20 protein-coding genes are annotated in these 16,948 nt (G+C 66.3%); 11 read left to right on the forward strand and 9 right to left on the reverse strand.

Going from position 1 to position 16,948, the window contains the following annotated elements; all coding sequences use genetic code 11:
- The coding region (locus tag ACAM49_RS31550; protein ID WP_369639209.1) for a PhzF family phenazine biosynthesis protein at positions 1-354 on the reverse strand (354 nt) is incomplete at its 3' end.
- Between the two features lie 21 nt (positions 355-375).
- The gene (locus ACAM49_RS31555; RefSeq protein ID WP_369639210.1) at positions 376-696 is read right to left on the reverse strand and encodes a DUF1330 domain-containing protein; all 321 of its coding nucleotides are present in this window, start codon (positions 694-696) and stop codon (positions 376-378) included.
- Positions 697-787: 91 nt separating this feature from the next.
- Between ACAM49_RS31555 and ACAM49_RS31560 the strand changes: the two genes are divergently transcribed.
- Complete coding sequence (locus ACAM49_RS31560; protein WP_369639211.1) at positions 788-1,690, forward strand: LysR family transcriptional regulator; 903 nt, start codon at positions 788-790, stop codon at positions 1,688-1,690.
- 107 nt (positions 1,691-1,797) lie between these two features.
- Entirely contained in the window at positions 1,798-2,199 is a 402-nt protein-coding gene (locus ACAM49_RS31565) for a heme-binding protein (protein WP_369639212.1), read from the forward strand.
- 20 nt (positions 2,200-2,219) lie between these two features.
- On the opposite strand, the gene ACAM49_RS31570 is transcribed toward ACAM49_RS31565, so the two are convergent.
- A complete protein-coding gene (locus ACAM49_RS31570) occupies positions 2,220-2,597 on the reverse strand; it encodes a hypothetical protein (RefSeq protein WP_369639213.1) in 378 nt (125 codons plus the stop codon).
- 157 nt (positions 2,598-2,754) lie between these two features.
- Between ACAM49_RS31570 and ACAM49_RS31575 the strand changes: the two genes are divergently transcribed.
- The 3 genes from ACAM49_RS31575 (at position 2,755) to ACAM49_RS31585 (ending at position 4,900) form a co-directional block, all read left to right on the forward strand.
- Complete coding sequence (locus tag ACAM49_RS31575; protein WP_369639214.1) at positions 2,755-3,585, forward strand: alpha/beta fold hydrolase; 831 nt, start codon at positions 2,755-2,757, stop codon at positions 3,583-3,585.
- A gap of 27 nt (positions 3,586-3,612) precedes the next feature.
- Positions 3,613-3,972, forward strand: coding sequence for a VOC family protein (locus tag ACAM49_RS31580; RefSeq protein WP_369639215.1), 360 nt, complete (start codon positions 3,613-3,615; stop codon positions 3,970-3,972).
- Positions 3,973-4,060: 88 nt separating this feature from the next.
- Positions 4,061-4,900: an NAD(P)H-binding protein gene (locus tag ACAM49_RS31585; RefSeq protein ID WP_369639216.1), complete on the forward strand. Its 840-nt coding sequence runs from the start codon at positions 4,061-4,063 to the stop codon at positions 4,898-4,900.
- Here ACAM49_RS31585 and ACAM49_RS31590 read toward each other — a convergent pair.
- Both ACAM49_RS31590 and ACAM49_RS31595 read right to left on the reverse strand, forming a co-directional pair.
- Positions 4,861-6,057, reverse strand: coding sequence for a DUF418 domain-containing protein (locus ACAM49_RS31590; RefSeq protein ID WP_369639217.1), 1,197 nt, complete (start codon positions 6,055-6,057; stop codon positions 4,861-4,863). The two genes, ACAM49_RS31585 and ACAM49_RS31590, sit on opposite strands and share 40 nt — an antisense overlap.
- A gap of 108 nt (positions 6,058-6,165) precedes the next feature.
- Positions 6,166-6,426 carry a hypothetical protein gene (locus ACAM49_RS31595; protein WP_369639227.1) on the reverse strand — a complete coding sequence of 87 codons (261 nt, stop codon included), beginning with the start codon at positions 6,424-6,426 and terminating at the stop codon, positions 6,166-6,168.
- 11 nt (positions 6,427-6,437) lie between these two features.
- Here ACAM49_RS31595 and ACAM49_RS31600 point away from each other — a divergent pair, with 11 nt between their 5' ends.
- From ACAM49_RS31600 to ACAM49_RS31610, 3 genes are all read left to right on the forward strand, one after another.
- The gene (locus ACAM49_RS31600) at positions 6,438-7,883 is read left to right on the forward strand and encodes an RNA-guided endonuclease InsQ/TnpB family protein (RefSeq protein ID WP_369639218.1); all 1,446 of its coding nucleotides are present in this window, start codon (positions 6,438-6,440) and stop codon (positions 7,881-7,883) included.
- Positions 7,884-7,908: 25 nt separating this feature from the next.
- Positions 7,909-8,145, forward strand: a complete 237-nt coding sequence (locus ACAM49_RS31605; RefSeq protein WP_369639228.1) for a TetR family transcriptional regulator — start codon at positions 7,909-7,911, stop codon at positions 8,143-8,145.
- A gap of 134 nt (positions 8,146-8,279) precedes the next feature.
- Entirely contained in the window at positions 8,280-11,294 is a 3,015-nt protein-coding gene (locus tag ACAM49_RS31610) for a Tn3 family transposase (RefSeq protein ID WP_369639219.1), read from the forward strand.
- 154 nt (positions 11,295-11,448) lie between these two features.
- On the opposite strand, the gene ACAM49_RS31615 is transcribed toward ACAM49_RS31610, so the two are convergent.
- Entirely contained in the window at positions 11,449-11,967 is a 519-nt protein-coding gene (locus tag ACAM49_RS31615) for a hypothetical protein (RefSeq protein ID WP_369639220.1), read from the reverse strand.
- 531 nt (positions 11,968-12,498) lie between these two features.
- Here ACAM49_RS31615 and ACAM49_RS31620 point away from each other — a divergent pair.
- Both ACAM49_RS31620 and ACAM49_RS31625 read left to right on the forward strand, forming a co-directional pair.
- Positions 12,499-13,506, forward strand: coding sequence for a recombinase family protein (locus tag ACAM49_RS31620; protein ID WP_369639221.1), 1,008 nt, complete (start codon positions 12,499-12,501; stop codon positions 13,504-13,506).
- A 93-nt stretch (positions 13,507-13,599) separates the two neighbouring features.
- Positions 13,600-14,010, forward strand: coding sequence for a TetR/AcrR family transcriptional regulator C-terminal domain-containing protein (locus tag ACAM49_RS31625; protein WP_369639222.1), 411 nt, complete (start codon positions 13,600-13,602; stop codon positions 14,008-14,010).
- Here the strand turns inward: ACAM49_RS31625 and ACAM49_RS31630 are convergent.
- Genes ACAM49_RS31630 through ACAM49_RS31640 form a run of 3 tightly spaced genes read right to left on the reverse strand, consistent with a single transcriptional unit; the run spans position 13,982 to position 16,061 of the window.
- The gene (locus ACAM49_RS31630) at positions 13,982-14,920 is read right to left on the reverse strand and encodes a hypothetical protein (protein ID WP_369639223.1); all 939 of its coding nucleotides are present in this window, start codon (positions 14,918-14,920) and stop codon (positions 13,982-13,984) included. The genes ACAM49_RS31625 and ACAM49_RS31630 overlap by 29 nt on opposite strands.
- Before the next feature lie 8 nt (positions 14,921-14,928).
- On the reverse strand, positions 14,929-15,147 hold the full coding sequence (locus ACAM49_RS31635) for a hypothetical protein (RefSeq protein WP_369639224.1): 219 nt from the start codon (positions 15,145-15,147) through the stop codon (positions 14,929-14,931).
- A 41-nt stretch (positions 15,148-15,188) separates the two neighbouring features.
- On the reverse strand, positions 15,189-16,061 hold the full coding sequence (locus ACAM49_RS31640) for an NAD(P)-dependent oxidoreductase (protein ID WP_369639225.1): 873 nt from the start codon (positions 16,059-16,061) through the stop codon (positions 15,189-15,191).
- 80 nt (positions 16,062-16,141) lie between these two features.
- Between ACAM49_RS31640 and ACAM49_RS31645 the strand changes: the two genes are divergently transcribed.
- Positions 16,142-16,822: a hypothetical protein gene (locus tag ACAM49_RS31645; RefSeq protein WP_369639226.1), complete on the forward strand. Its 681-nt coding sequence runs from the start codon at positions 16,142-16,144 to the stop codon at positions 16,820-16,822.
- Positions 16,823-16,948: the final 126 nt, after the last annotated feature.

Genomic DNA, 16,948 nt, shown 5'->3' on the forward strand with positions numbered 1-16,948 from the left:
GATGGCGGCGGGGCGGAGGGTTGCGGTGGTGTCGAAGGTGCGGTCGCCGGTGTGTTGGCGGTCGTTCAGTTGGGGCAGGGCGGTGCGGGTCAGGCGGAGGGCCTGGGCGGCGATGGTTCCGTGGCCGCAGCCGGGGAGTTCGGCTGTGGCGGTGAAGAAGCGGATCGGGTGGCCGCCGTCGGGGGTTCTGGCTGGGCCGAGGAAGGCGGTGTGGGAGGTTCGGGCCGCGGCAGCGACCGCACGCCGGTCGGCGTCGGTCGCTGCGGGGTCGTCGTCGACGACGGAGGTCGGGCTGCCGCCACGGCCGTCGCGTCGCACGCACGCGTCGACCACCGTGATATCCGGCCAGGCCATCGGGGCGGGTCCCGTTCTGGCTCAGTCGCCTTCGATGATGCGGAAGTCGCGTTGGAAGCCAGCGGGGAGGGCGGTCAGCGCCTTCTGGTATGCCTCGCTCTCGTAGGCGGCGACGGCCTTCTCGAAGTTGTCGAACTCGACCAGAACTACTTTTTGCGTGATTCCGGCCTCGTGGGCGACGACTCGACCGCCACGGGACAGGACGCGGCCGCCCGCGGCGTGGACGGCCGGGCCGGCCAGCTTGTTGTAGTCGGTCAGGATCTCGGGGTCGGAGATGGTGGGGTAGACACTGATCCAGTAGCCCTTGGCCACGGCAACCTCCGCGTTCGGTTCAATCGTCATATGCGCAGGTTAGGGCCTGGTGCGGGGGCGGGGGAAAGACCGGAACGCGATAGGCTCAGAACGGTTCGTTATCAATCGACGGGGAGGGCACGTGGCGCCGGATACGGTGAGCCTGCGGTATTTTCTGGTGCTGGCGCAGGAGTTGAACTTCACCCGGGCGGCCGCACGGATCGGGATCGCGCAGCCCGCGCTCAGTGCCCGGATGCGCCGACTGGAGGCGGAACTCGGTACCAGCCTGCTGGTTCGCAACACCCGCAGCGTCGTATTGACCACGGCCGGTGCGGCTTTGGCGGAGTCCGCGCCGCCCGCGCTGGCGGCGCTGGACCGGGCCTGGGACACCGCCCGGAACGCGGGGGCCGGTGAACTGGGCACGCTGCGCATCGGATACAGCCTCAGCGCGGGGGCCGAGACGGCACCGGCACTGGTGGACAGGCTCATTCGCAGCAGCCCGGGACTCGAGGTCGGCGCGGTGCCGATGGCGACACCGGAGATCTCGGCCGCCGTCGCGGACGGGCGTATCGATGCGGGGATCACCCGCGGCGAACAGCCGGGCCGTGGCGTGCGCCGGTTCCTGCTGCGGCGAATGCGCGTCGGGGTCCAGCTGGCACAGCATCATCCGCTCGCCGAACACCCGGAGATCGAGATCGCCGAGGCGGCCGCGTATCCGCTGCGGCTCCCCGACCGCACGGCCAACCCCGTGATCCACGATCAGCTGTCCGCATTGTTCCGCGACATCCGACCGCAGCCCCGATTTCACACGCCCCCAGTCTCTTTCGACCTGTCGCAGCGCGACCTGCGCGATGGGCTCACCCTCGCCCCGTCCGGCGAAACCGCGGTCACGACCCAAGCAGCCGGTCTCACGTGGCGGCCGCTGCGGGACGCACCCACCATGACGATGCACCTGGTGCTCCCGCGCGTGCAGGCACCACTGCACCACCGCATCCGTACCGTCGCCAAAACCCTGGCACACGAACTGAACTGGCTGCCGGACTGACGAACCGCTTCGCCAACCCGAAACTGCGCTTAGGCGTTCCTGGGGGTGCCGTCCCCCGGGACGACTCCTCCTGGTTGAGTCGGATCCGGGCCGTGAGGCTGAATGCCATGACAACACTTTCCATGGATACCGCCGCCACCCTCGCCGATGCCGGACACAAGGCCGCCGACGCCATCGGGGTTCCGATGAACATCGCCATCGTCGACGCGGGCGGGCACCTGCTGCACTTCAGCCGCAAGGACAACGCACTGCTCGGTTGCATCGACCTGGCTCAGCGGAAAGCCAAGACCTCCATCCTCTTCCACCTGCCGACCGCCACGCTCGGCGAGATCTCGCGGCCCGATGGACCCATCTACGGGATCGAGTGGAGCAATGGCGGGCTGATCTCCTTCGGCGGCGGACTGCCGATCACCGATTCAGAGGGTGAGGTTATCGGCGCGATCGGGGTTTCCGGCGGTACCGCCGACCAGGATGTCGAGGTCGCTCAGGCCTGCCTCGCCGCCCTCTGAGGGTTCCAGGACCGACGTGCTCAGCTGAGCTGTTGGTAGGACTGGAAACTGAAATCGACGATGTCCATCACGGCATTCGGGTCGTCGATATTCCCGCCGACGACTTCCAGCCGCGACGGCCACGCCTTCTCCAGCCAGTAGGTGGTGCTCGGCAAGCCCTCGGGGCTGAAGAACTGCAGCTTGCCACTGCGACGGGCCGCGCTGGGATTGCTCTTCGCCGCCGTGTACCACTGGAAGACCTGTGCCGTGCCGCTGAGCCCATGTCTGAGTTGGACATACGGCGGCGTGGTGACCGGACCGCCCGGCCGCTCCAGGGTGACCGCCGGATGGAAGCCCCTGAACTCGGCGAAGCTCGCGATCTCGAGGCTGTCGAAGATGATGGCGAAACGTGCGGTCACGCAACCACTTTAGAGGCATCGACAGGCACGTATCGGCTGAACAGCGAGGACGCACTCGGACCTGAATCCGGCTTGGCCTGCTCACCAAACCTATGTATCTTAGGTTTCAACCTATAAAACATAGGGTTAGTGAGCATCGAACGAGGAGAAGACGGCAATGAGATCCGAGCGGCTGCGCGTGCCCGGGGCGAACCTCTACTACGAGGTGCGTGGAAGTGGGCCGCTGGTGTTGTTCATTCCAGGCGGTGGCGGGGATGCGGCCTCGGTCGATCCGATCGCCGAGGTGCTCGAGGATCGGTTTACGGTGGTGTCGCTCGATCCGCGTGGATATTCGCGCAGCGTCCTGGACGGGGCGCAGGAGACCCAGCGGGTCGAGACGCAGAGCGATGACGTGTTTCGCCTGCTGAACCATCTCACCGATGAGCCCGCGCTGGTCGTCGGCGGGAGTTCCGGCGCGATCGTCGGATTGGATCTGCTGGCTCGGCATCCGGATCGGGTGGCGCGGCTGGTGGCGCATGAGCCGCCGTGCTTCGCCGTGCTGCCCGATGCCGCCGAGCAGCGCGCCATGATCGAGGAGGTGTACACGCTCTTCCGGACCGAAGGCCTCGCGGCCGCGTCGGCACGCTTCCTGGCCGGGATCGGCAATGCGATGAAGCCCGCCCCCGAGGTCGCCGAGCTGCCGCCGCGGACGGCGGAGATGTGGACGCGTCTCATGGCGAACGGGCCGCTCATGATGGAGTACGAGCTGCGTGAATTCACTTCCTACATCCCCGATTACGCGGCATTGAGCGCCGTGGCGGACCGGCTGGTGCTGGCCGTCGGGCGCGAGACCCGCGGCTGCCTGCCCTATCGCCCCGCGGTGGAGATCGCCGAGCGCATCGGTATCGAGGTGACCGAATTCCCCGGCGCGCACAATGGAATGCGCACCGAAGCAGCCGAATTCGCCGCGCAACTGGCCGAGACCTTCGCCGCTCACCTGCGGGTTTGATCCCGCGTCCGCTGTTAGCGTCAGGGCATGATCACCGGCGCGCACACCATCCTCTATGCCAGCGACGCCGAGGCCGCACGGGCCTTCTTCCGTGACGTCCTCGGCCTGGCCCACGTCGACGCGAACGACGGGTGGCTGATCTTCAAGTCACCACCGGCCGAACTCGCCGTCCATCCCACCGACCCCGCCGACAGCGGACGGGCCGAGCTGTACCTGATGTGCGACGACCTCGCCGCGACCATGGACGACCTGAAAGGCAAGGGCGTCGAGTTCACCTCCGAGGTGACCAACGCGGGATGGGGCCTGCTCACACACCTGCGGGTACCCGGCGCGGGCGAGATCGGGCTGTACCAACCCCGGCATGCCACGGCCTACGATCTGCCCTGACCTTCACCCGGAGTCGTTCCCGCCGTTCACTTTTCGTGTAAGCCTGTACTGAAGCCCCGAAATACGGGACGGCAGAGAGAGGGCTCACATGATTCTGGTGACGGGCGCGACCGGCAATGTCGGTGCCGAACTCGTGGCGGCGCTGGCGGGCGGTGCGGAACCGGTGCGGGCGCTGGTGCGCGATCCCGCGAAGGCCACACTGCCCGCCGGAGTCGATGCGGTATCGGGTGATCTGGGCGCGCCGGAGTCCCTGGCGTCAGCCTTGGACGGCGTGCGGGCGCTGTTCCTGTTGCCCGGCTATCCCGGCATCGCGCAGGCGGCGGCCAAGGCCGGTGTCGAGCACATCGTGCAGCTGTCGGGTGTTTCCGCGGCCACCGGTGACACCGCCAATGCCGTCACCCGCTACATGATGGCCTCCGAGCAAGAGGTCACCGAGTCCGGCGCGGCCTGGACCATCCTGCGCCCGTGCGCCTTCGACTCCAACGCACTGCGCTGGCTACCCCAGTTGAACGCGGGCGACTCGGTGCGCGTTCCGTTCCCGACGGTGCGGACCGCGAATCTGGACGCTTTCGATCTGGCCGCGGTGGCGGCGAAAGCCTTCGCCGATCCGGCCCTGCGCGGTGAAATCCTCTGGCCCACCGGACCGGAATCGCTGCTGCCCGCCGAGCAGATCGCGATTCTGGGCGAGGTCCTGGGCCGCGACCTCGAATGCGTGGGCCTCAGTGACGAGGAGGCGCGCGCCGACATGCTGAAGAACACGCCCGTCGAATACGTGGACGCCTTCTTCGATTTCTATGTCGGCGGCGCCATCGACGAGTCCATCGTCCGCCCCACCGTGGAGGAGATCACCGGCCGTCCCCCGCGAACCTTCCGGCAGTGGGCCACGATTCACGCCGACGCCTTCCGCCAGGCGGGCACCGACAGGTAGGTCGCCGCGCGCAGCAGCCACTCGACCGGACCGTACGGATGCCGTCGCAGCCACCACATGCTGACCTGCAACTGGACGATATAGGTCGCGACCGCGATCACCACGACCAGCGCCGGCGGCACCCGATCGGCCAGGGCCAGACCGTAACCGGTGTAGATCAGCATCATCACCACCGACTGCCCGATGTAGTTCGACGCCGCCATGCGCCCGGCGGGCGCGAGCCACGACACCGGACCCGCCCACCGATACCGGACCAGCCAGACGATGCCCGCCGCGTAGCCGAGGGTCAGGAACGGATTGCTCAGCTCCTGCAGCCCGAACCAGAACGTGGGCAGCACCGGGTGCAGCGTCGAAAGGATCACGGTGCCGAGGGAGATCGGCAGTCCCACACCGAAACCGAGCAGCAGGGCGCGCGGGAGCCAGCGGCTGATCCACTCCGGATCCTCGAACACCCGCCGCTTGCCCGCGGCGAGCCCGACCAGGAACATCCCCAGCGCCGGTATGCCCTGACCGATCCATGTGAACAACATGAACTTCGGTCCGAACGACAGCTGTGCGGCGAGGGTCTCACCGAAATTGCCGGTGAAGCCATCGTGCATGCGCTGCAAATCGAAGATCTCCCCGAGTCCCGTCAGCCCGCCATTGCCGGGGATGAAAGCCAGCGCCGCGAACGCGAAGTACAGCACCAGTCCGGTGATGAAGGCCGTCCGCGGCCGAATTCCCCGTAGCAGCACCAGGATCAGGCACAGTCCCGCGTACAGCGTGAGAATGTCGCCGAGCCACAACAGCAGCACATGCGCCAATCCGATGAGGAACAACGCCAGACACCGCCGCAGCAATCGGGGCACGGGCGCGGCACCGGTCCGTCGCGCGGCCGCGATCTGCAGGGTGAACGAGTAGCCGAACAGGAATGCGAACAGCAGATAGAACTTCCCGAGGAACAGGCCGTCGATCAACCCGTACGCGAACCGGTCCACGGTGCCGTCGAACATCGGATGCGGATCCTTGCCCGCGCCCGGTGACGACCAGAGCATGGTCGCCACCACGGTATTGGTGACCAGGATCCCGAAGAGCGCGAAGCCGCGCAGGCTGTCGACGACGCCGATTCGCTGACCTTGGACCGCACCGGACACCTGTGTATCGACCTGCTGGGACATGCCATTCACGCTAGGTCGGGCCCGCTACCCGGCACATCCCTCGCAGACCCTGATTCCCATGCGACCTCAGCGGTATTGACAGCTGTCCACAGTCATCCCGTGGCCGGACTAGCGGCGTGCGAGCACCCGCTCTAGCACATCGGTCAGGACCTCGGCCGGGTTCCCGGGCAGAGTGGCTGTCCGCCAGGCGATCATCTGATCGGGACGCACCAGCACTGCACCGGATGCATCAATGCCGACAATGCGCAGCCACTCGGTCTCGGCGGCCGGAATACGATGCACCGTCAGGTCGAGCGCGAACCTCCGGCCCACCTCCCGCGCGGCGCACGCCCAGGTCTCGTCGGCCGGTTGTTGTCGGTGGTCTCTGATAGATAGAAGCCATGATGCGGGCGTACCGGCTCCCCACCACCGCCAACAGCGGCAAGTTGTTGGCGGTGGCCGAGCTGCTGCCGCACTGGCAGCGGGGACTGGTGCACGTACAGTTGCTGCAGACTCGTAAACTCCGCGAGGGTGAAACCCGCCTCGGCTGGCTCGGTGGCCAGGAAGCCAAGTCGCTGCCCGGCTATCTGTCCCAGCGACAGTGGAAGTCGGTGGTCAACCAGGTCAACATGGCATTGACCTCCTGGCAGGGACTGGCGGTTTCGGGCGTGCGGGACCTCATCGGCGAACTGGACGTTGCAGACGAGGTACGCACCGATCTCTACCGCGTGAACGCCCGTAAGGCGTGGTGGGCCGACGAGGTGATCATCGACGGGCGTGCGGTCTCTCCGGAGGTCATGGCTCGGTCCAAAGAGCTGATCCGGCAGTGGTTGTGGCGCAACCCTTTCCCCAACCTCGCCGGGGTGCGCACGATGCTCATGGACGGGCCCATCGCGGGCGTGTCCGCTGCGGCTGGCCCGCACGCGGACTTCTGGGTCCGGGTCTCCACGCTGACCGCGGGCAAACCGGTGAGCATTCCGCTGCACGGTTACCCCTACTTCGATGATGCGGCCGGAGAGGTCCGCAACTTCACTCAGGTCCACGTGTCCGACGAGGGCACGGTCTCCTTCTCGCTGGTCAAGAAATCTTTGCCCGCGAACCTGCGCGAGTGCGGTGATGCCCTGGGTATCGACTGGGGCTTGGCGAACATCTTCACCACCAGCGACGGGCAGATCCTCGGGCAAGCGATGTTCGAATGGCTCCGAGAACGCGACACGGAACTCACGACGCTGACCGCGTCCTTGCAGCGCCAAGGCATCAAACTGCGTGACTCCCAGCGGTTTCGGGCGTTGAACCAGCGTGTCCGCGCTTACGTGCGCAACGAGATCAACCGGCTGTTCAACCGGCTCGCCGCTCGCGACATCCGACAACTTGTGGTGGAGAAGTTGGACTTCCGGTTCGGCGGGCTCAGCCGACGGCTCAACCGCATCCTGTCCCGCGCTGGACGAACCGCCGTCACCGAGAAACTGGCCTCCCTCACCGAGAGCCACGGGATCGCTGTCGTCGAGGTGAATCCCGCTCACACCTCACGCCAGTGTTCCGGCTGTGGTTACACGGATAAACGAAACAGGACTTCCCAGAAGCGTTTCCACTGTCGCTTCTGCGGTAATCGGCTCCTTGCCGACATCAACGCCGCCCGCAACATTCTGCGACGTTCGCAGAACCAGGGTGGCTGGTTGAGTCTGGGCACGGATCGGGTACTCGCGCAGCTGGATCAGGACTTCACCGCCGCCTGGCGGTACGACCCGACCCGGTTGCGGGAGCGTCCCACCCCACGCGGTCGCAGTACCGCTCCTCCGTCGACGACGGAGTCAATCAACACCATGGATCAAATTCCACGGATTTGAATACTGTGGAGCAAGGAGCGGCCGCATCGTCGGCACCGCGCTCGCCATCGCCGATGCAGAGGGGCTCGAGGCGGTATCCATGCGCCGGGTCGCGAGCGAGTTGTCCTCCGGCACGGCCTCGCTCTACCGGTACGTCGCCAATCGCGATGAGCTGCTCGACCTGATGATCGATGCGGCACAGGGCGAATCGGAGTTGCCGACCCTTTCGGGTGACGGGCGGGCCGATCTGGCCGCCGTCGCGCGATATATGGGGTTCCGGTAGTAATCGCCGAAAAAACAACGGATATGCGTAATCCATTGGTAACGCACATGTTTCGTGCTCGGGGTGCGGGTTTGGGCTGGTAGTGCTTGGCTTGGCGCTGATAGGTCTGGTCGGCGTGGTGGAGGTCAGGGTTCGTGGCGACGCGGGTATTCGCGGACGAGGAGTTGGCGCGTCTGCGGGAATTCCCGGAGATCAGCCGCGAGGAGCTGTACCGGTTCTTCACACTGACCCCATCGGACTTGGCGTTCATCGCGCCGGGCCGGGGCCGGGGCCCGGCAGCTCGGCTTGGAATAGCCGTTGCGCTGTGCACGCTGCCGTGGTTGGGGTTCGTGCCGGACAAGGTGTCGATGGCGCCGCCGGTGGCGGTGGCCCGGTTGGCTGATCAGCTGAATGTCGATGCGAGCGAGATCGGTTCCTACGGCCGCCGGGCCCAGACCCGAACAGAGCATCTGCGTTTGGTGGCGCAGTATCTGGGCTGGCGGGGGCCGGGGACGATAGAGCTGAAGGAGCTCGATGAGTTCATGCTGGCACGGGCTATGGAGCACGATTCCCCCACACTGTTGTTCCGGTTGGCGTGTGAGTACCTGATCTCGGCGAAGGTGATCCGGCCGGGCCCGGTGGTGCTGGTGGAGCGGGTCGCTCATGCTCGTGAGCAAGCGCAGCGCGAAACCTATGACCGGCTGGCGCACGAACTCACGCCGCAACGCTGCGCGGACCTGGATGGGTTGCTGGTCACCGATGTCTCGCTGAGGATGTCGCGGTTGCGGTGGCTGGCGACCGGGCCGGTGGAAGCGTCAGCGGCGGCGGTGAAAGCCGAGGTCGACAAGCTCGGGTACCTGCGCAACCTGGGTGCGGACCGCCTCGATATGTCGGTGCTGCCCGCCGAGCGACGGCGGTTCCTGGCCCTCATGGGTCGTCGTCTGACCAGCCAAGCGTTGGAGCGCCGGGATCCGCAGCGCCGTCATCCGATCCTGCTCACGATGCTGGCGCAGTCGGGCACCGATGTGCTCGATGAGGTGGTCGCCCTGTTCGACCAGGCGATCTCGGCGAAATTCAGTGCCGCCGAAAAACGGATGAAAGACGACCTGGCCGAACGAGGCAAAGCCGGTGAGGACCGGCAAGCCCTCCTCGATGAGCTGCTGTCCATCATCAACGACCCGGATATCGCCGACGAGGACGTCGGCGGCCTGATCCGAGGAGACAAGATCGGGTGGGAACGATTGCGCGCGGCGATAGCGCAGGCCAAACCCCGGCTGCCGCGTGATCACGGGCATCTGGCCGCCCTGAATACCTCCTATAGCTACCTGCGGCAGTTCACCCCGCACGTGCTCTCGAGCGTCGGATTCGCCGGCGGCACCGCAGCGACGGAGCTGCTGATCGCGGTGAACATGCTGCGCGAACTGAACGCCACGAATCGCAGGAAGGTATTCGACGAGGCTCCGACCGGGTTCGTACCGGCCAAGTGGCGCGGCTACCTCGACGAAGCCCGAAAGTCAGGCAGTGCCACCGCTTACCGGCACTATTGGGAGCTGTGCGTGCTCCTGGGCTTGCGCGACGGGCTACGCACCGGGGACGTATACGTGCCCGGCTCACGCCTCTACGCCGATCCGGCGTCGTATCTGCTCACCCCGGCCCAGTGGGAGCCCCAGCGTGCCGAATTCTGCCGTCTGGTCGGCAAATCCGCTGATCCGGCCCGCGCCTTGGCGGACGCGGTCGGTGAACTACACGAGTCGGTCGGGGAGCTGGAGAAGGTCCTGGCAGACGGTGAGGGCCCGGTCCGTCTCGACGAGGAAGGCGGCCTGGTGATCTCGCCGTTGACCGCCGAGGATGTACCGGCCGAGGCGGCCGAACTCAAGGCGGAGCTGACCGAAATGCTGCCGTTCGCGCCGATCGTGTCGCTGCTGATCGAGCTGGACAAACGCACCGGCTTCCTGGACTGTTTCACCCACGCAGGCGGCAAACAGGCCCGCAGTTCCGACCTGAAACGCAACCTCATTGCGGTCCTGTTGGCCAATGCGACCAACCTCGGTTTGCGCAGCATGGCCGATGCGTGCGGTATCTCCTACGACATTCTGCGGTGGACCGAGGAATGGCATGTGCGGGAGGAGACGCTGCGGGCGGCGAACCTGGCGATCATCGGCTATCACCAAAGGCTGCCGCTCACCGCGACTTTCGGGGGTGGCATGCTGTCCTCCAGTGACGGGCAGCGGTTCCCGACGCGCGGGAAGTCGACCACCGCCCGCACGGTCCCGCATTTCTTCGCCGAGCAGGGTCTGTCGACCTACACCCACGTCACCGATCAGCACACTACCTACGGCACCAAGGTGATCGTCACGACGCGGCGCGAAGCGCACTACGTCCTCGATGAGATCCTGGGCAACGCCAAGGATCTGCCGATCACCGAGCACGCGACCGATACCCATGGCGTGACCCTGGTCAACTTCGCGTTGTTCGACCTGCTCGGCATGCAGCTCTCGCCCCGCATCCGGGACCTGGGCAAGATCACCCTGTACCGGCCGGGGTCGCGGGCCGACATCGAGGCCCGGTTCCCGCATGCCGGGCCGCTGTTGACCCGCAAACTGAACTTGGACCTCATCAGCGAGCACTACGACGATCTGCTTCGTCTGACCGGGTCGCTGAAGTTCGGGCACGCCACCGCATCACTGCTGGTCGGGAAGCTGTCGGCGTCGAGTCGGCAGAACGCGCTCGCGGCGGCGTTGAAAGAGTATGGGGCGCTTCGCCGCACGATCTACGCCGCCCGATATTTGTCGGATCCGGACTATCGGCGCAAGATCGCTCGCCAGCTGAACAGGGGCGAGTCGGTCCACGCGCTCAAACGCGGTCTGCTCTACGCCCACGAGGGCATGATCCGGTCCCGGCATCTTGAGGATCAGGCCGAGCAAATGTGGTGCCTGACCCTGGCCACGAATGCGGTGATCGCTTGGACGACAGAGTATTTCGGGCTCGCGGTGGAGCAGATGCGGCGTGAGGGCCGTCGGGTGGACGACGAGGTTTTGGCTCACGTGTCCCCGGCCCACTCGGAGAACATCAACTTCTTCGGCGCGATCGAGGTCGACATCGACGCCGAGCTGGCCCAGCTCGGGCCGACCGGCTACCGCCCCCTGCGCGGGCACGACACCCTGTTCTGACCAACTCGGGGCACGGGGCCCCATCCCGAGCAGCATGAACAAGGGCAGGCCCACCGGTCGGTGAGCCTGCCTGTCGGACCCAGTTAGGTTAGTTAGTGCCGGATCGATCCCTCGACCCGGCGCGTCGAGCTACCGCAGTACGGCCGATCCGGGCTTAGGCGGTGATCGTATTGATCCGGAACTGTTGGGCTGGCAGGCTCGGAGTTATACATGCGGCCGCCGTAATTGTGCCGTTAAGTACGGTCCAGCAGAGAGAAGAACCGCTGTCGGTGAAGATGATGTGCATCGTCGCGTCGTCGTAACCCCACTTCTCATAGGCGGGCAAGGCGCCGCATTTGCGCCCTAGTACCCCAAAAATGGCACCTACGAGCGAATCGTGGATCAAGACGGCACATTTGCCGGTTGCCTTGTTCTTGAGCCGCGTAAGGTCGGTGCCGTCTAGCCGCTGCCATTGCTGCGGTTTGAACGATTGGTTGCAGGGGACCAGGTTTATCGTGCCGGGTCTGTCGTCGGCCATGCGGACGCATTGTCTTGGGAAGAGCGGATCAAGGCTTTCGATCTGGTACAGGTCCCCTGGTGTTGGCCAGATGGCCGAGGCGGGCGGGGCGAGTGAGAGGGCCAGGGCCGTCGCGCCGGCAAGTACGCTCATGCGGCGCAGGATCGCGTTGTTCATGACGGGACTTCCTGTTCGGAGACAAAAATATGAGGCTGGGATGGTGACCGGGTGGCCCCGCCCCAGATCGGGGCGGGGTCTGTTCACCGCGGTCGATGTCGTCTCCTCGTCCCCCGCGGCGATCGAGGCGACCTGCGGGGCCGGGGGGTCGTTGATCTCGGTCGGCACCTGCGTCGCGTACCTGGATATCCCCCAGCAACCACTCGGTGTTACCTGTATCACAGGATAGGCGATGTGGCCGAGAACTGGCTGTCTGTATCGGCCGTGTCGGGAAACGTGGGGGCAGGTAATCCCCTCCCCAGAGAGGGGGTCGCGAGCCTGTAGCTGGACAGTCGAAATTGCCCGTTACCAGGACCATTCGCATTTCCTGCGACTCGCGATGCTCCGAGTTCCGAGACAGCTTCTCACAAATGATCGGATACGAGAGTTCTGCGAGCGCCCCCCGAAGCACCACGAAACCGCAGGCCACAATTCGCAAAAGTCCTCTCGAAACCCGCACCTTGTGCGAGACACTTCTGAGAGGCTTCGTCCATGGAGCTGACCCCCGAGCAGGCCGCCACCGCGGTAGAACATCACCGCTGCCCCAACTGTGACGCACCCGCCGGCAGCGCCTGCCGCACCCGCAGCGGCAAGACCGCCGCGAAGTACCACACCCCACGCTTCGTCCTGGTGCCCGCGCTGCGCGAAGAACTCGACGTACCGACTCCCGCCGACCGCGGCCCCGGCCGAACCTGGACCCAAGGCCCCACCCTCACCGTGGTCCCGGCACCGACAACCGAGCGGCCGGTGCGGATCGGATACGCCAGGACATCGACCGCCCGCCAGGAACTGGCCAGCCAGCTCGAAGCCCTCCGCCGCGCGGAATGCCACAAGATCTTCCACGAACAGATCAGCACCCGCGTCAAGGTCCGGCCCGAACTGGAGAAAGCCCTGGCCCTGGCCCACCAGTTCAAAGAGGCCGCACCGAACACGCCGGTCGTCTTCACCGTCCACGAACTAAAGCGCTTGGCCCGCAACGCCGCCGAGCTGATGGCGCTGTCGGCCGAGCTCCAAACCGGCGGCATCCAGCTCGAACTACTCACCGGCCCGCTCACCGGCATCTACGACCCCAACGGTATGGGCGCGATGTTCTTCGCGGTCCTGGCCGTCGCCGGACAGATCGAACGCAACTACATCCGCGAGAAAACCCTCGAAGGCCAGGCCATCGCCGCCTCCAAAGGCAACCACGGCGGCCGCCCCAAAGTCATCGACGACGACTCACTCACCTTCGCCCTCGCACTCAAGGAAAAGGGTGTTCCGGTCCCGGCCATCGCGAAGAAACTCACCATCAAAACCGGGAAGAACGCGGGCGAACACCCGTCCGTCGCCTCCCTCTACCGGGCACTCGCCGACGCCGAGCAAGCCGCCGGGGACGATGGTCTGCCGCTGCGGCCCAAGCCCGCCCGCATCCTCCGGCCCGACGACCAGCTGACGCCCGAGGAAGCCGAGCTTCGCGAGCGCCTCCAAGCCCAAGTACTCCAGGGTTGGCAGGACCAGTAGCCACCCGAACAACTTGCGTCAACGCCACACCCTTTGAACAGGGAATACATCCATATCCGTTGTTTTTTCGGCGATTACTACCGGAACCCCTATATGCGTGACATGCTGCTGCGGCATCGCTGGCTGGGCCCCGAGCTCGCGGGCCGCCCGGCACTCGGCCCGAACGCCTTGCGGCGCTTCGATTTCGGCATGGCCGCCGGGATCGAGCTCACCGCTGACGTCACCCTGGCCGCGCAACTCGTCGACACCGTCTCGGCCTATGTCTTCGGCGCGGTGAATCAGGAGCTGGCCGAGCTGCGGGCCCAGCGACGCACCGGCCTCACCGAGGATCAGTGGCGGGCGAGTGTCGCCCCGTATCTGCGGGACGTGATCGCCGGCGGCGAGTATCCGTATCTCACCCGGCGGATGCGGGAGGCCGAGGACCCGACGGCGACGCAGAGTTTCGAATTCGGTCTGGCGTGCGTGCTCGAGGGTGTCAGTCGAGCCGCGCGCCCGCCTCGGTGACCCGGCGCAGCAGTTCCTCGAATCGGCCGTCCTGTTCGGCAGCGGCAGCGGCGGCGGTCAGATACTCCTCGGTCCAGACATCGAGCTCGAGGAACTTGTCCAATTGCTCCGGCGGCATGGCGGCGGCGATGGGAATCAGTTCGGCCCAGGCGTTCTCGCGCGCGGCGGAGGTGACGATGTAGGCGAGCAGGTCGGCGTCCATACCGGCCGTCACCTCGGCGACCCGCACCAGGGTCTGATCGTCGAGCAGGGCCAGGAAGGTGAGCGCCTCGGTGAACAGGTCCTTCTCGTATCCGGCGCGCAGCAGATCCCGGATGCGGTCGTCGTCCAGATCTGCCAGCACGAATTCGAAGCGGTCGGCCACCGTGTCGAGTTCGGCATTGAACGCCACCATCAGCAGGTCCTCGCCCGAATCGATGTAGGGCAGCACCGCGAGCAGTTGCTCGTCCGAGGTCGCCACGATGAATCGGGCCAGCGTCACATAGTCCTTGCGGCGCAATAACTCCCGCAGGACCGGCACCAGGATGTCGGTATCGAAGCGTTGGACGATCGGGGTGGCGGCATCGGGATCGACATAGGGCGCGACGTCGGCGAGGAACTCGACCGATACATGCCCGATCAAGTCCACGGCCCGATCCGGGCTGAGCGAGCTGGCCACCATGCCGCACAGCATGGGCCCGAAGAACCTGGTCGCGATGGTGACCGCGAGGCTGTTCGGAAGGTATCCGCTGACCCGCGCCAGCCGCTCGAACATCGGCCGATACGGCTCGTCCAGCGCCCGATACATGCCGCGCCGCAACCGGCGCAGCGCGACCGGATCACTGTCGAGCAGAAAGCCGAGATCCTCGGGCGCGACCTGTAATTCGCGAGCCAGCTTCACCACTTCGGCACGGGATGCCAGACTCGTCATGCGTCACCTCAGGTAAAGAGCACGCGGCGCGCCATCCGCCGCAATAATGGCGGCACCAGGGTGAGTCCGTTGTCGATTGCCGCGCTCAATTCCCGCTCGCGCCGATCGCGCGCCCGTTCGAAGGCCACGCGCAGTTCCGCGTACCGCCCCTCGTCGAGCTCCCCCAGTGCTTCGATATCCGCGCGCGGAATCCGACTGATCCCCGACAGTCGATCCAATTCCGACACATCGCCCAGCGTATCCGAATTGGTTTGGGAGCATCGATCTTTCAGCCGCGAAGCAGATCGATAACCTTTGTTTCGGAGAGCTCGCCGTGCCCGGCGGCGACCAATCGCTCGAAAATCTCCCGCGCGGTGTGACCCAGCGCCGCCGGACTGCCGACCGCATCGGAGAGTTCGACGCCGATGCGGGTGTCCTTCAACCGAAGCGCGGCGGTGAAGGCGATATCGCGATCGTGGCTGCCCGCCAGCATCTCCCGGCACATGCGGATCACCGTCGGACTCGCCGCGCCGCTGCGGGACAGCGTGGCGCCCACGGTCGGCAGGTCGAGTCCGGCCAGCTCGGCGGTCCGCAGGGCTTCCGCGGTGGCGGCGATCTGGATCGAACCCAGCAGATTCTGGATCAGCTTGTAGCTGGTGCCCGCACCGACATCCCCGAAATGAACGATGTCCGTGCACAACGGCTCGAGCAGCGGACGCGCGGCCTCGAGATGCGGGATGGGGGCGCCCACGAACAGGATCAGCTCCCCGGCCGCCGCCGCATCCGGCAACCCGGTCACCGGCGAATCCAGATACCGAAGCCCGTGCGCCGCCGCGTGTTTCGCCAACTCCAGCACCCACGGCCGGGAGATCGTGGAGAACTCCACCGCGAACGCGTTCGGCGCGTACTCCCCCGCCAACGCGCCGTCCTCGCCGAGCCAGGCCGCTCGCGACGCGTCGTCGTCGGCCACCATCGCGAAGATCGCTTCGGCGCCGTGCGCGGCCTCCCGCGGTGTCGCCGCGAAACTCGCTCCCGCCGCGACCAGCCCGGCGGCCTTCTCCGGCGACCGGTTGAACACCCGCACCTCATGCCCCGCGGCCACCAGCCGCGCAGCCATCCCCGCACCCATTCGACCCAGTCCCAGAAACGCAATCGTCGCCACGCGCGAACCCTACAGAGACCGGCTCAGTCCGGCGAAACAGATTTCGGGGATCGGCTCCGGTCCCGAGGGTGGGGGTACACATGATCTGGCTGATTTCGCTTGCACCGCTGGTGCTCTGGTTCGTCGGGGCGCGGACCCGGCGGGCGAGGCTAGCCGTCGGCGTGCTGCTCGCGCTCTCCGGCGCGGCGCTCCTCGCGGTGGGCCGGGGCTGGATGCTCGAAACGGAACAGACCACCGCCGAGGCCCTGCTGATCGTCGTGATCGCCGTGGTGCTCATCCGCGGCCTGGTGGTGGACCATCGTGCGGCCGGTCCTGACCCGTCTCCGGTCCGCACCCGCATCGCGGTGATCCTGTCCGGCGCGTATGTGCTCGCCACCGTCTTCTTCGACGGGATGGCGATCCTGTCCATGAACGGCCAACGCGCGTCGGTGCCATCGAGTTCGGAACTCCTGCCGCTGCCCGCGGGACTGGTGATCAAGGACGAGCACTCGCAGGGCTGCAGCGCATCCCCGAGGATCTGCGGCCGCATCTTCGAGATCGGCGGCACGGCTGGCGAGAACACCGAGGTGTCCGCGACGCTCATTCGCCATCTCGCACAGGCACACGGCTGGCCGGAAAAGGCCATCGATCCCGACCCGAACGCCACCTGGAATCACTGCCGGGACGCCGGTTGGGGCTTCGATCGTCATCAACTGTGCGTGGCCGTCCAAGATCACGGCAGTACGGCGACCGTCTGGTTCGAGACCTCGGTCGACGATTGATTCCCGCTGCCTAGCGCGGAACCTGTTGGGCCCATTGAGGTTCCCAGATCTCGGTATGCGGCGTGCTCGCATACCTCGCGGTGAGGTAGCTGCGGAGAGTGGTGAGGGCCGCGTGGCGGTTGTCGG

It is taken from the genome of Nocardia sp. JMUB6875, assembly GCF_041154655.1.
Taxonomy (GTDB): Bacteria; Actinomycetota; Actinomycetes; order Mycobacteriales; family Mycobacteriaceae; genus Nocardia.

Excerpts from the sequence above, each read along its gene's own strand:
- ACAM49_RS31555 (WP_369639210.1), bottom strand. The coding sequence starts at position 696 with ATGACGATTGAACCGAACGCGGAGGTTGCCGTGGCCAAGGGCTACTGG.
- ACAM49_RS31565 (WP_369639212.1), top strand. The coding sequence starts at position 1,798 with ATGACAACACTTTCCATGGATACCGCCGCCACCCTCGCCGATGCCGGA.
- ACAM49_RS31575 (WP_369639214.1), top strand. The coding sequence starts at position 2,755 with ATGAGATCCGAGCGGCTGCGCGTGCCCGGGGCGAACCTCTACTACGAG.
- ACAM49_RS31580 (WP_369639215.1), top strand. The coding sequence starts at position 3,613 with ATGATCACCGGCGCGCACACCATCCTCTATGCCAGCGACGCCGAGGCC.
- ACAM49_RS31585 (WP_369639216.1), top strand. The coding sequence starts at position 4,061 with ATGATTCTGGTGACGGGCGCGACCGGCAATGTCGGTGCCGAACTCGTG.
- ACAM49_RS31590 (WP_369639217.1), bottom strand. The coding sequence starts at position 6,057 with ATGTCCCAGCAGGTCGATACACAGGTGTCCGGTGCGGTCCAAGGTCAG.
- ACAM49_RS31600 (WP_369639218.1), top strand. The coding sequence starts at position 6,438 with ATGATGCGGGCGTACCGGCTCCCCACCACCGCCAACAGCGGCAAGTTG.
- ACAM49_RS31615 (WP_369639220.1), bottom strand. The coding sequence starts at position 11,967 with ATGAACAACGCGATCCTGCGCCGCATGAGCGTACTTGCCGGCGCGACG.
- ACAM49_RS31620 (WP_369639221.1), top strand. The coding sequence starts at position 12,499 with ATGGAGCTGACCCCCGAGCAGGCCGCCACCGCGGTAGAACATCACCGC.
- ACAM49_RS31625 (WP_369639222.1), top strand. The coding sequence starts at position 13,600 with ATGCGTGACATGCTGCTGCGGCATCGCTGGCTGGGCCCCGAGCTCGCG.
- ACAM49_RS31630 (WP_369639223.1), bottom strand. The coding sequence starts at position 14,920 with ATGACGAGTCTGGCATCCCGTGCCGAAGTGGTGAAGCTGGCTCGCGAA.
- ACAM49_RS31645 (WP_369639226.1), top strand. The coding sequence starts at position 16,142 with ATGATCTGGCTGATTTCGCTTGCACCGCTGGTGCTCTGGTTCGTCGGG.